Genomic DNA, 12,904 nt, shown 5'->3' with positions numbered 1-12,904 from the left:
GGTGTCGACACGGGTCATCCCGCAGCGACCAGACCCATCACCGACCACGCGGTGATGGCACCACCGAGGAGGGTGATCCCCCCGGCAGCCAGAACAGGGGCGAGCACGGTGGCGAAGCGGATCATCCGGTGGCGTTCGGCGTTGCGCACCACGACGTTGGTGCCGGCGATCGCCAGCAACCCGACGCCGACCAGGACCACGGCCAGCCCGAGACCGAAGACGGCGACCAACAGGAGGGCGAAGCCGGCGCGGCCGGTGAAGAGACCGGTCACCAGGACCAGGAATGCGGACGGCGAGGGCACGAGTCCCCCGCTGATCCCGAGCAGCAGCAGGCCGGGACGGGTCAGGGTGCTGCCGCCCTCGTGGCCGTGCCCATGACCGTGCCCGTGGCCGTGGCCGTGGCCGTGGCCGTGGCCGTGGCCGTGGCCGTGACCGTGACCGCGCCAGGCGCGGGCTCGCAGCCGGAGCAACCAGAGACCGGTCGCCAACACCAGGAGGCCGGCCACCACCTGGAGGCCGCCGGTCAGCTGACGCAGATCGATCAGGTCCGACAACAAGGCGAACGTCCACACCAGAGCGATCACCAACACCGAGAACGTGTGCATGAGCGCCACCGAGCCGCCCATCCAGACCGCGTCGCGAACGCGGCCCTGGGTGCCGATCAGGTAGGCCGCAGCAAGGCTCTTGCCATGCCCGGGCGCCAACGCGTGCGCGGCACCTGCCGCGAACGCCACGAGCAACGCCGCGGGAGCGAACCCCGGCGCCTCGATGAATCCCTGCAACTGCGAGCTGAGCCCGCCGAGGTCGAACTCAGCGCCGAACACGGAGCCACCTCCGTCGGCCGAAGACCGCACCGAGCGTGAGCAGAAAGCCGCCACCGAAGACGGCGCCCAACTGGATCGCCGCGCTCCGACCCGCGCTGCCGGCGTCCGCGGAGCCGATCTCGGCCTGCCCCGAGGCGGTCAGCGTCCACCCGTGGGTCTGCGCGCCATCGGCGTAGACGGCGCGCTGGCCGTCGGGGCCTGTAGCCAGGGTTCGGTACTCGGGGTGCAGGTCGGTGAGCAGCTTGATCGTCACCTCGGGCTCGGTCGGCTCCTCCGCACAGGCGAAGAGCAAGGTGACCCCCGACGTCGCGAGCTGCGTGACGTCGTCGACCCGGCCCGGGCAGGCAACACCTGCTGCGGTCACCCGGACCTGGTCGAGGAGATAGTCGGCGAAGAGCGGGCTGGCGATCAGCGCCTCGGCGTCGGCGTCGTTGAAGAAGACCGCGCCGTCCATCATCCGTCGGCTCTCGGGCAACAGCCCGAGCGAGATGCCCAACAGTGTCAGGTCATCGGTGCCGCCGACCCGCCAACGGACCCGGACCTGGTTCTGCTCACCCGGCGCCCGGTCGACCGCCGCCTGCTGCGGCGGTCCGAACGGATGCGCCTGAGCGGGTGCCGGAACGACCACCGAAGCGAGTGTCGCCCACGCGACAAGGACCAGGAATCCCACGACAGAGAAGCGATCCGGGCGAGGCACGAGGCCAGTCACCTTCTACAAACCTTCCTCACGGCACGGTGGAACTGCGCGCCGTCAGCGGCGCCGCAGAAACCCTCACGGCACTGCCGGAACGGTTCGTTTCCCAGCCGCGACCCCGGAACGACGCCAAGGTGAACAACTCCGCCACACAACGTCACGTCGGCCACTACGCTGGCCCGCAACCGCTCGCCGAAGAGGCTGAGGAAGGAACGCTCGATGGCCCTGCGCTATGACCCGTTCGACCCCAAGTTCCGGACCGACCCCTATCCGGCCTACGCGGAGCTCCGCACCGAGACGCCGGTCGCGCACCACCCTGCTGGTGCCGGACAGCCGGAGTTCTGGGCGCTGACCCGGTTCGCCGACGTCTGGGACGCGGTGCGCGACCCAGCGACCTTCTCCTCAGCGCAAGGGCTGACCTTCTTCCCCGACGAGATCGGCAGTCTGGGCATTCCGCCCACCCTGGTGATGCTCGATCCGCCTGTCCAGACTCGGCTCCGAGGCCTGATCGGGAGAGCCTTCACCCCGCGCCGGATCGCCGAGCTGGAACAGCGAATCCGCGCCTTCGTCAAGGAACGGATCGGCGAGCTCACCGAGCGAGCGGCCGGCGGCGAGACCCCTGACCTGCATCAGCTCTTCTCCGCACCGATCCCGGTCTTCGTCCTGGCCGACCTGCTGGGTGTCCCGGAGTCGGAGCGCGCCAGCTTCACACCGTGGGTGGCAGGGCTGACCGCGATCCAGAACGACGGCTTCGCGATCGACGTCGATCAGGTCAGCGGCCAGCACGCGGTCGGCGAGATGCTGGGCTACTTCTCCGAGGCGATCACACATCGCCGCTCCTGCACGGCCCACGACGACCTGATCTCGGCGCTGGTCACCACCGAACTGGACGGCGCACAGCTGAGTGATTGGGACATCCTCGGCTTCTGCTTCGTGATGGTCGCCGGAGGAAGCGACACCACCGCCAGCCTGATCTCCCATGCGATCACCCTGCTCACCGAGGCCCCCGCGCAGCGCGAGATCCTGCTCGCGGAACCGACCCTGATCCCTTCGTCGGTGCTGGAGTTCCTGCGGTTGGAGTCCTCGGTGCAAGCCTTGGCCCGCACCACGACGCGCGACGTCACCCTGCACGACCAGACGATCCCGGCGGGCCAGAAGGTGATGATGGTCTACGGCTCGGCCAACCGCGACGAGGCGGAGTTCGGCAGGAACGCCGACCAGCTCGACGTGCTCCGCCGTCCGGACCGGCACCTGGCGTTCAGCAGTGGCCCGCACTTCTGCATCGGCAGCCATGCGGCCCGGCTCCAAGCCACGATCGCGCTCGAGGAGCTGCTCGCCGCCCATCCGCGGATCACCGCGGAGGCCGCCGCAGGCGAGCGCCACGACTCCTACTTCGTCCGGGCCTGGAAGAGCCTGCCCTGCGGAGACCTGAGCCGTTAGCCGGACGCCGCGCAGAACCTCCGAGGCGGGACACTAGTGCACGTCACGTCGGGCGAAGGCCGCCTGGCCCGCGACCCAGAGCCCGGCCACCACCGCGCCCAGGGCGACCACCGGCGGCCAGGCGAAAGCGTCGATCGGCAACTGGGCAGGGTGCCGGTACGGCGAGAGGTCCATCAGCCAACCGGGGAACGAGAGCACCTCACCGAAGAGCATCACCACCACACTGAACGCCAGCCCCGCCCAGGCCCACGGCGCCCAGCGCGCCGAGATCCCGTAGAGCAACCGCGCCAGGCCCACCCAGACCAGGGACGCCAGGCTCATCGAGAGCGCGTTGACGAGAAAGTCTCCCCACCGGTTCCACTCCGAGGTGACCAGTCCGAACCCGATCCCGAGGCCCAACGCACCGGCCACCCCGATCGCCACCGTGCCGAGCACAGTGACCGCACCGTGGGCGGCGAACCAACGTCCCCGTGGCAACGCCGTTGCCAGTAGGGCCTCCACCCGCCCTGCGCTCTCCTCGACCCGTGGCCGCAGCGCCGAGGAGATCGCGAATCCCGCGCCGATCAGGGCGAGCATCCACGCTGAGGTGGCCAGGAAGCCGTCGACCGGATCTGCCATCCCCGCCGCCAACATCGCCTCGGAGAGCTGCGAGTCGCCGAGCATCGCCGCGGCGTCATTGCCGATCGAGCCGTAGGCCAACCCACTCACGAAGACGCCCAGAGACCAACCGTAGAAGGTGCCGCGCTGCTCGCGCCAGGCCAGGCCGAAGGCACCTTGCAGGGTGCGTCCCGCCTCAGCTGGGCCCGGGCGGGCCGCCACTACCCCGCTTCCGATGTCGCGGTGTTCGAAGATGGCGAACGCCGCCGCGACCACGATGACCAGGGCCGCGACGAAGAGCCATGCCGGCCAGAACCGATCACCGGAGAAGGCCCACATCGCCTGCCCCCAGCCGATCGGCGAGAGCCAGGAGAGCGCCGGGTTGCTGACATCGCCGACGGCGCGCAGCCCATAGGCGACCCCGATCGTCAGCCCCACCCAGCCGTACATCCCACGGGTGTTCTGGGTCAGCTGCGCGGCGACCAACGCCACTCCCGCGAAGAGCGCGCCGCTCAACCCCACCTGCAGACCGCTGGCCAGTGAACCGGTGCCCGGCAGGCCGTAGAGCCAGAGGCTGAGCCCGACGCCCAGACCGACTGCAAGGTTGGCGATCAGCGCCACCAACAGCGCAGCGGTCTGCGGTGCCTGACGTCCCACCACCGCCGAGCGGAGCAGTTCGTCGCGCCCGGTCTCCTCCTCGGCACGGGTATGCCGCCCGATCAGGAACATGCTCATCAGACCCGCGGCGATCGCGCCGAACGCCGCCGCCTGCCAGGTGACCTGGCCGCCCACAGTGTTGAGTGCGCGTGCCGGACCCGCCATCGCGATCAGGGCGGCGTTGTTCTCCATCGTCGCCGCGGCCCGGTCGAAATCGGCCTGGCTCGTATAGAGGCCCTTCACCCCGACGGCCTGCGACCAGTAGAGCAGGGCGATGCCCACGGTCCAGCACCCGATCATCAACGCATCGCGCCGCAGGAACGCCGGTAGCAGGACCCGGAGCCCGACCAGGCCTTCGCGGTCGACCAGGCGGATCATCGCGCCGCGCTCGGGTCCACGTCGAGCTCGTCGCCGTAGTGCCGCAGGAAGAGCTCCTCCAGCGTCGGCGGCTGGCAGACCAACGAGGTGATCGTGAAGCCACGCAGGGTTCCCAGCGCCGCGTCGAGCCGTTCCGTGTCGACCTCGAACGCGACCCGATGGCCGTCGACCATGAGATCGTGGACGCCGGCCAACGCGTCCAGTCCGAGCGGCTCACGAGCCACCTCGGCCTGGATCGAGGTCCGAGTCAGGTGCCGGAGCTCGCTGAGTGTTCCGGTCTCCGCGGTCGCGCCGTTGCGGATGATGGTGACCCGGTCGCAGAGCCGCTCCACCTCCGCCAGGATGTGGCTCGACAGCAGCACGCTGTGTCCCCTGGAGCGGAACTCCCGGACGCACTCCTGGAAGACGGCCTCCTTGATCGGGTCGAGGCCGCTGGTGGGCTCATCCAGGACCATCAGCTCGACGTCGGAGGCGAGTGCCGCGATCAACGCCACCTTCTGCCGGTTGCCCTTGGAGTAGCTGCGTCCCTTCTTGGTGGGGTTCAGCTCGAAGAGTTCGATCAGCTCGTTGCGCCGGACCGGGTTCAACCCGCCACGCAACCGGCCGAGCAGGTCGATCACCTCCCCACCGGTCAGGTTGGGCCAGAGGTTGACGTCACCGGGGACGTAGGCCAACCGCCGGTGGATCGCCGCCGCGTCACGCCACGGATCGCCGTCCAGGATGCGCACGTTGCCGCCGTCCGCGCGGAGCAGGCCGAGCAGGACCCGGATCGCGGTGGACTTGCCGGCGCCGTTGGGACCGAGGAAGCCGTGCACCTCGCCTGGGCTCACCCGCAGATCCAGGCCGTCGAGGGCGGTGAAACTGCCGAACCGCTTGACCAGACCTTCGATCTCGATGACGTCCATGGACCGACGTTAGTTCCTCGACAGGTCCGCTTCCGCGCATTTCGGCACTCGCCGACACCGGCCGATCCCGGCGCAGAACCGGCAGCTTGGGGGATGCGCGCGCCGCGACGGGCGGCGCATGGTGGGCAAGGGGGCCACCAGAAAGGAAGCGGGAATGCCTGAATTCATGGATGTGCACACCGGCATGACCGGAGTCACTCCCGAGGGGCTGTTGGAGGCCCACAACGCCGATCTGGCGATCCAGGGCGAAGAAGGCGTCGACTTCAAGCACGCTTGGGCCGACCCCGACTCCGGCATGGTCTTCTGCCTGTCCGAGGCGCCGAGCGCCGAAGCCGTGCAGCGGATCCACGAGCGCGCCGGCCACCCGGCTGACTCGATCTATCAGGTACCAGTCCAGGCCTGAGGCGTCCCTCGACCCGGCGTCACTCCGCTGTCGGAGCGTCGGGCCGATCGACCTGTGCGGCCAGGTGCTCGGGAGCTTGGAGGCAGTAGGAGTCGATCAACAGCTCAGCCACCTCGGACCAGTCCGTGGCGTCGTCGACGATCATCCCGATCACGTTGTCGCCCCAGCCGGCCCGGAAGTAGGGCGCGCCCAGATGCTCGAAGGCGGCGACCTCGTCCGCCTCACCCCGCAGGGTGATCCGGATCAGGCCGTCCTCGCCGCCGAAGAGGTGGGCGACGGTGGCTGCCCCGATCCGCCACCGCACGCCCACCCAGGCAAACTCCTCATAGGCACGCGGCAGCGGGTCGACGACCGCGCGGATCTGCTCGACCATCCATGCCGGCACCTCGGCGCGCTGCTTCTTTGCCACTGGTCCAGCCTGCCACGTACCTCCGACGGCGCCTGACGGCTCGGCGCGTCCGCCTGACGGCTCGACGCATGTGCCTGACGGTTCGGCGCGTATGCCTGACGGTTCGGCTAGTAGGACTTGGGGAGGCCGAGGCTGTGCATGGCCACGAAGTTGAGGATCATCTCGCGCGAGACCGGGGCGATCCGGCCCAGGCGGGCGGCGACCATCATGTTGGCGAGGCCGTACTCCACGGTGAGGCCGTTGCCGCCGTGGGTGTGCACCGCGACGTCGGTCGCATTGCAGGAGACCTCGCCGCCCGCGTACTTGGCCATGTTGGCGTACTCGCCGGCAGCCATGTCGTCACCGGCGTCGTAGAGCGCTGCGGCCTTCTGCCAGAGCAGGCGCGCCTGCTCCAGCTCGATCTTGACCTTGGCGATCGGGTGCGCGATCCCCTGGTGCGCACCGATCGGCTGGTCCTTCCAGACCGTCCGGGTCTTGGCGTAGTCGACCGCCTTGTCCAAGGCGAACTGCGCCATCCCGCACGACAGCGCACCGCCCATGATCCGCTCCGGGTTGAGACCGGCGAAGAGCTGCCACAGGCCGCCGTCCTCGTCGCCGACCAGAGCGTCCGCAGGCACCCGGACGTCGTCGAGGAAGAGGGTGAACTGCTTCTCCGGCGCCGCCCACTGCATCTCGATCTGGGTCTTGGAGAAGCCTGCCGAGTCGGTCGGAACCACGAACAGGGCCGGCTTGAGCTTGCCGGTCTTCTCGTCGGCCGTCCGCGAGACGATGAGCACCGACTGGGCCTCGTCGACACCGGAGATGAAGGTCTTCTGACCGTTGAGCACCCACTCGTCGCCGTCACGGGTCGCGGTGGTGGTGATCTGGTGCGAGTTCGAGCCGGCGTCCGCCTCGGTGATCCCGAACGCCATCAGCAGGGTGCCGTCGGCGATCCCGGGCAGCCAACGCTGCTTCTGCTCCTCGGTACCGCAGCGGCTGATGATCGAGCCACAGATCGCCGGCGAGACCACCATCATCAACAGCGGTGCACCGGCCGCAGCGGCCTCCTCCAGCACTGCGGCAAGGTCGGCCATCCCGCCACCGCCGCCGCCGTACTCCTCAGCGATGTTGACGCCGAGGAAGCCGTTGCTGCCCATCTCCAGCCACATCTCGGTCATCTTGCCGCCGGACTTGGCCTGCTGCTCCACGAACTCGCGGCCGTACTTACCGGCGAGCTTGCGCACCGCCTCGCGGAGCGCCTGGCGCTCTTCGGGCTCGGTGAACATCGTCGACATCACTGATCTCCTTCGGCTGAATCGTTCTCCGGTGCACTGACCACGGCGAGGACCGCTCCGGCCTCGACCTGATCTCCTTCTGCGGCGCCGATCTCGGTGACCGTGCCGTCGTACGGGGCGGCGATGACGTGCTGCATCTTCATCGCCTCCATCACCACCAGGGGCTGGCCCTCGGTGACCTCATCGCCGGCAGCGACCCGCACCGCCACCACCGTGCCCGGCATCGGCGCGAGCAACGAGCCCGCGGCGACCTGGGTGGAGGGGTCGGTGAAGCGGGGCACCCGGCGCAGCGCGACGTGCCCGGTGGGCGTCTCGACGTCGATCCGCTCCCCGGCGAGGAAGACCCGGTGCGCCGCCGCTACGCCGTCGCGCCGCGTGACGACCTGCCACGCACCCGGGACGCCGGCAAGCGGGGTGGGATCGTCGGCGGTAATGCCCTCGACCTCGTCGTAGAGGTCGACATGCTCCAGACCGCTCGACGTGCGCCGCCAGCCGATCTTCACCTCGGTGCCCTCGTACTCCAAGGCCGTCACCAACGGGCCCGCGTCCACGTTGCGCCACCCGAGCGGCGCCCGGCGCTGAACCGGACGGCGTCCGGCAGCGTCGGCAGCGCAGGCGAGGGCGGCAGCGAAGAAGACCTGAGCCTGCGCAGGCAGGCCCCTGGGAAGGTCCCGTGCGGAGCCGTCGAGTGCGTCGTCCTCATCGGCCAGCAACGCGGTGGTCATCGTGCCGGCGATCACGTCGCGGTGCCCGAGGATCTGCACCAGCTGGTCCCGGTTGGTGCGCAGCCCGTGCAGCTCGGCGCGACGCAGCGCACCGACGGCGCGGCGCAGCGCCCCCTCGCGGGTGGGCGCCCAGACGATCAGCTTGGCCAGCATCGCGTCATAGAAGGTGCTGACCACATCGCCGGTGCCGAAGCCGGAGTCGAGACGCACGCCGGCGCCGGCCAGCGGACCGAACTCCACGTCGGCGTCGATCTCGAAGCGGGTAAGGGATCCGCTCTGCGGCTGGTAGTCGGCGGACGGGTCCTCGGCGTAGAGCCGCACCTCCACCGCATGCCCGTGCGGCGCGGTCTCGGTGACGTCGATCCGCGCGCCCTCGGCGACCAGCAGCTGCAGCTCGACCAGGTCGACACCGTGCACCAGCTCGGTGACCGGGTGCTCCACCTGCAGGCGCGTGTTCATCTCCAGGAAGAAGAACCGGTCGGCGTCGGCGTCGTAGAGGAACTCGACCGTGCCGGCGCCGCGATAGTCGATCGCGGCGGCGGCGGCGCGGGCGGCCTCGTGCAGCGCGGAGCGGGTGGCCGCGGGAAGGTTCGGGGCCGGCGCCTCCTCGACCACCTTCTGGTGACGTCGCTGCACCGAGCAGTCCCGCTCGCCGAACACCGCCACGCCATCGGCGTGGCCGAGCACCTGCACCTCGACGTGCCGGCCCCGCTCGACGTAGGGCTCCACGAAGACGGTGCCATCACCGAACGCCGACTCCGCCTCGGCAGCGGCGGCCTCGATGGTTCCGACCAGCGAGTCGAGTCGGTGCACGACCCGCATGCCGCGCCCCCCACCACCTGCGGATGCCTTGACCAGCAAGGGCAGATCGGCCTCGGTGGCCGTGTCGGCAGTGTGGTTGGTGAGCACCGGGACGCCGGCCGCCTCCATCAGCTTCTTGGACTCGATCTTCGAGCCCATCTGCTCGATCGACTCCGGCGCCGGGCCCACCCAGATCAGACCGGCCTCGGTGACGGCGCGCGCGAAGTCGGCGTTCTCGCTGAGGAATCCGTAGCCCGGGTGGATCGCGTCGGCCCCGGTCGCCTTGGCGGCGGCCAGGATCAGGTCGGTGCGCAGGTAGGTCTCGGCAGGCGTGTTGCCGGGCAGCCGGACCGCTACGTCGGCGTCGCCCACGAACGGGAGGCCCGCATCGGCGTCGGAGTGCACGGCGACGGTCTCGATGCCCAGGCGGGCACAGGTGGCGAAGACCCGGCGGGCGATCTCGCCACGGTTAGCGACCAGGAGACGTTGAATCATCACGCTGCCTCTCACATCCGGAAGACGCCGAAGTTCATCGCGCCTTCCACCTGCTGGTTGTTGATCACCGACAGGCAGATGCCCAGCACGGTGCGGGTGTCACGCGGGTCGATCACGCCGTCGTCGTAGACCATTCCCGACAGCACGTAGGGCAGCGACTGCTCCTCGATCATCTGCTCGACCATCTGCTTGGTCGGCGCGAAACCGGCCTCGTCGAAGGGCAGGCCCTTGGACTCGGCGGACTGCCGCGCCACGATCTCCAGCACGCCGGCCAACTGCGCCGGACCCATCACCGACGACTTCGCGGACGGCCAGGTGAAGAGGAACCGCGGGTCGTAGGCGCGGCCGTTCATGCCGTAGTTGCCGGCGCCGTAGGAGGCGCCCATGATCACCGTCAGGTGCGGCACCTTCGAGTTGGAGACGGCATTGATCATCATCGCGCCGTGCTTGATGATGCCGCCCTGCTCGTACTCCTTACCGACCATGTAGCCGGTGGTGTTGTGCAGGAAGAGCAACGGGGTGTTCTTCTGGTTGGCCAACTGGATGAACTGCGCGGCCTTCTGTGCCTCGTTGCTCATCAGGACGCCGCGGGCGTTGGCCAGGATGCCGATCTGGTGGCCGTGCAGCCGGGCCCAACCCACACAGAGCGCGGAGCCGTAGAGCGGCTTGAACTCGTCGAAGGCGACCTCGTTGGCTGCCCCGTTGGTCGAGCCTGCCGAGACCCCGTCCACGATCCGCAGGATCGCCTCACGGGGGTCGAACGGCTCCTTCAGATCGGTGGGAATCAGGTCGAGCAGGTCCTCGGGGTCGAGGACAGGCTCGGCGTAGCTGGTGGCCGGCTCGTCACCCTGCTTGCGCCAGTTGAGCCGGGCCACCACGCGCCGGGCCTGGCGGATAGCGTCCTGCTCGTCGATCGCCAGGAAGTCCGAGGAGCCGGAGATCCGGGAGTGCATCTCGGCACCGCCGAGCGACTCGTCGTCGGTCTCCTCACCGGTCGCCATCTTCACCAGCGGCGGTCCGGCCAGGAAGACCTTCGCCTGCTCGGCGACCATGATCACGTAGTCGCTCATCCCGGGCACATAGGCGCCGCCCGCGGTGGAGTTGCCGAAGACCACCGAGACGGTGGGGACCTTCCGCGCCGAGGACCTGGTCAGGTCCCGGAAGCCACGCCCACCGGGGATGAAGATCTCCTTCTGGGTGGGCAGATCCGCGCCGCCGGACTCGGTGAGGTTGATCGTCGGGAGCCCGTTCTGGGCGGCGATGTCACCGGCTCGGAAGCTCTTCTTCACCGACCAAGGGTTCAGCGCGCCGCCCTTCACCGTCGGGTCGTTGGCGACGATCATGCACTCGACGCCCTCCACCACGCCGATCCCGGTGACCATGCTGGCGCCGACCGCGAAGTCGGTCCCCCAACCGGCCAACGGCATCAGCTCCAGGAACGCCGAGCCCTCGTCGATGAGCAGCTCGATCCGTTCCCGTGCGGTCAGCTTGCCGCGTTCCCGGTGCCGGGCGATGTACTTGCCACCCGCCTCGACGGCTTTCGCCTGCTCTGCATGGAGATCCTCGATCTTCTCCAGCATCGCGGTCCGGTTCTCACTCATCCGACGTCCCCGTCTCGCTCTCCAGTACACGCTTCATCGCGTTCAATGTCGTCTCCATGCCACGGGTGTTGGTCCGGCCCCGAAGACGTCCCAACAGCAGCCAGTACAGGCGGACCGGGAACGACGGCTCGAGCCGGAAGTACTCGGTGACCTCCGTGCCGCCGTCCACCGGACGGAGCCGGTAGCCCCAGTTGTTGATCGCCACGCTGTCGGTGCCGACCCCGAACTCGAAGAGCTCCTCGGGTACGCACCTGGTGACCCGGCACGGCGACCAGTAGGTCGGGCCGACGCCGTTCCGCTTCACGTGACCGGCGAAGTGCGCGCCCACCTCGGGGCCGGTCGCACCGCGGGTCCACTTTGCTTCGAAGGTCTCCGGAGAGAACTCACCGATGCGGGTGACGTCGCTGACCAACGCCCACACCTTCGCCGGCGGGGCGTCGATCTGCACGGTCACCTCACCGCCGAGCGGTCGCAGCAGGCCCATCAGCGGGTATATCCCAACAACTTGGCAGCCAGGTCGGTCAGCACTTCGGTGGCGCCACCGCCGATCGGCAGGATCCGGGCGTCGCGGTAGTGCCGCTCGACCTCGGTACCGTGCATGTAGCCGGTGCCGCCGAAGAGCTGGACCGCCTCGCTGGTCACCGCGACCGCCGTCTCGACCGCGGTCTGCTTGGCCAGACAGACGTCGGCGATCACGTTCTCCCCGGCGATGTGTCGGCGCGCGACGTCATGGGTGTAGGTCCTGGCCACCTGCACCTGGCGGTGCATCTCGACGAGCTTCGCCTGCACCACCTGGTTGGCGATGATCGGCTTGCCGAAGGTCTCCCGCTGGCGGCAGTAGTCGGCGGCGAGGGCGAGGGCCCGGGCCGCGTGGCCGTAGCCCATCAGAGCGAGCGCGATCCGCTCCACCACGAACTGCTCGGCGATGTAGTAGAAGCCGGCGTTCTCCTCGCCGATCAGGTTGCTTGCCGGGACCCGGACGTCGACATAGGAGAGCTCGGCGGTGTCCGAGCAGTGCCAGCCCATCTTCTGCAGCCCACGGGTCACCGTGAAGCCAGGAGTGTCGGTAGGCACCACGATCAGCGAGAGCCCGTGCGAACCGGCGTCCCCGGTCCGCACCGCGGTGGTCACGAAGTCCGCGCGCACACCGGAGGTGATGAAGGTCTTCGCACCGTTGATCACGTAGTCGTCGCCGTCGCGGATCGCCTTGGTAGTAAGGCCTGCGACGTCCGAACCGCCACCCGGCTCGGTGATCCCGAGCGAACCGATCAGCTCACCGGCCAGGGTCGGCCGGACATAGGTCTCGATCAGCTCCGGCGACCCGTGCGCGATGAGGTGCGGCACCGCGATCCCATGGGTGAACAGGGAGGCCAGGATGCCGCCGGAGGCGCCGGCCTCCATGAACCCTTCCTGGGCAGCGATCACGTCGAGCAGGTCGCCGCCCTCACCGCCCGCCTCCTCGGGGTAACCGATCCCCATCAAGCCGGCCTTGGCCGCGGCCAGGTGCAGGTCGCGCGGTAGTTCACCGGCGTCCTCCCAGCCCTGCAGGTTGGGGACCACCTCGCGACGGGTGAACTCCGCCGCCGACTCCTTCAGGGCGATCTGTTCAGGCGTGAAGCTCATGAACTGTTCCTCTCTGCGTGAGCATGCTGCGGTGCCTCACTCCGGCACACCTCGTTCCTCGGCGTACCTCCGCGGGGG

General features: G+C 69.2%; 12 protein-coding genes. 2 read left to right on the top strand and 10 right to left on the bottom strand.

The features are described 5' to 3' along the window. Window positions 1-14: 14 nt before the first annotated feature. Window positions 15-824: a cobalt transporter gene (locus tag ACLM5J_RS08455; protein ID WP_413655843.1), complete on the bottom strand. Its 810-nt coding sequence runs from the start codon at window positions 822-824 to the stop codon at window positions 15-17. Further along, window positions 811-1,494, bottom strand: coding sequence for a hypothetical protein (locus ACLM5J_RS08450; RefSeq protein WP_413655841.1), 684 nt, complete (start codon window positions 1,492-1,494; stop codon window positions 811-813). Before ACLM5J_RS08450 ends, ACLM5J_RS08455 begins: the two co-directional genes overlap by 14 nt. Window positions 1,495-1,737: 243 nt before the next feature. On the opposite strand from ACLM5J_RS08450, the gene ACLM5J_RS08445 reads away from it, so the two are divergent. After that, window positions 1,738-2,958, top strand: a complete 1,221-nt coding sequence (locus ACLM5J_RS08445; protein ID WP_413655840.1) for a cytochrome P450 — start codon at window positions 1,738-1,740, stop codon at window positions 2,956-2,958. Between the two features lie 33 nt (window positions 2,959-2,991). Here the strand turns inward: ACLM5J_RS08445 and ACLM5J_RS08440 are convergent, their stop codons facing one another. Next, window positions 2,992-4,590, bottom strand: coding sequence for an ABC transporter permease (locus tag ACLM5J_RS08440; protein WP_413655838.1), 1,599 nt, complete (start codon window positions 4,588-4,590; stop codon window positions 2,992-2,994). Beyond that, a complete protein-coding gene (locus tag ACLM5J_RS08435) occupies window positions 4,587-5,495 on the bottom strand; it encodes an ATP-binding cassette domain-containing protein (protein ID WP_413655837.1) in 909 nt (302 codons plus the stop codon). Before ACLM5J_RS08435 ends, ACLM5J_RS08440 begins: the two co-directional genes overlap by 4 nt. A gap of 154 nt (window positions 5,496-5,649) precedes the next feature. Here ACLM5J_RS08435 and ACLM5J_RS08430 point away from each other — a divergent pair, with 154 nt between their 5' ends. Continuing rightward, on the top strand, window positions 5,650-5,898 hold the full coding sequence (locus tag ACLM5J_RS08430; RefSeq protein ID WP_413655835.1) for an SCO4226 family nickel-binding protein: 249 nt from the start codon (window positions 5,650-5,652) through the stop codon (window positions 5,896-5,898). Between the two features lie 19 nt (window positions 5,899-5,917). On the opposite strand, the gene ACLM5J_RS08425 is transcribed toward ACLM5J_RS08430, so the two are convergent. The 6 genes from ACLM5J_RS08425 to ACLM5J_RS08400 all read right to left on the bottom strand — a co-directional run bounded on the left by ACLM5J_RS08425 (window position 5,918) and on the right by ACLM5J_RS08400 (window position 12,826). After that, window positions 5,918-6,307: an MmcQ/YjbR family DNA-binding protein gene (locus tag ACLM5J_RS08425; protein WP_413655833.1), complete on the bottom strand. Its 390-nt coding sequence runs from the start codon at window positions 6,305-6,307 to the stop codon at window positions 5,918-5,920. A gap of 107 nt (window positions 6,308-6,414) precedes the next feature. After that, window positions 6,415-7,581 (bottom strand): acyl-CoA dehydrogenase family protein, encoded by a 1,167-nt coding sequence (locus ACLM5J_RS08420; protein WP_413655831.1) that lies wholly within the window; start codon window positions 7,579-7,581, stop codon window positions 6,415-6,417. Then, window positions 7,581-9,602 (bottom strand): acetyl/propionyl/methylcrotonyl-CoA carboxylase subunit alpha, encoded by a 2,022-nt coding sequence (locus tag ACLM5J_RS08415; RefSeq protein WP_413655829.1) that lies wholly within the window; start codon window positions 9,600-9,602, stop codon window positions 7,581-7,583. The genes ACLM5J_RS08420 and ACLM5J_RS08415 overlap by 1 nt, the downstream gene beginning before the upstream one ends. 11 nt (window positions 9,603-9,613) lie before the next feature. Then, window positions 9,614-11,203 carry an acyl-CoA carboxylase subunit beta gene (locus ACLM5J_RS08410; RefSeq protein WP_413655828.1) on the bottom strand — a complete coding sequence of 530 codons (1,590 nt, stop codon included), beginning with the start codon at window positions 11,201-11,203 and terminating at the stop codon, window positions 9,614-9,616. Further along, on the bottom strand, window positions 11,196-11,687 hold the full coding sequence (locus tag ACLM5J_RS08405) for an SRPBCC family protein (RefSeq protein WP_413655826.1): 492 nt from the start codon (window positions 11,685-11,687) through the stop codon (window positions 11,196-11,198). Before ACLM5J_RS08405 ends, ACLM5J_RS08410 begins: the two co-directional genes overlap by 8 nt. After that, a complete protein-coding gene (locus tag ACLM5J_RS08400) occupies window positions 11,687-12,826 on the bottom strand; it encodes an acyl-CoA dehydrogenase family protein (RefSeq protein ID WP_413655824.1) in 1,140 nt (379 codons plus the stop codon). Before ACLM5J_RS08400 ends, ACLM5J_RS08405 begins: the two co-directional genes overlap by 1 nt. Window positions 12,827-12,904: the final 78 nt, after the last annotated feature.

Origin of the sequence: Nocardioides sp. Bht2, from assembly GCF_047308515.1 — a bacterium.
GTDB lineage: Bacteria > Actinomycetota > Actinomycetes > Propionibacteriales > Nocardioidaceae > Nocardioides.
This window is presented reverse-complemented; position numbering and strand designations above follow the sequence as displayed.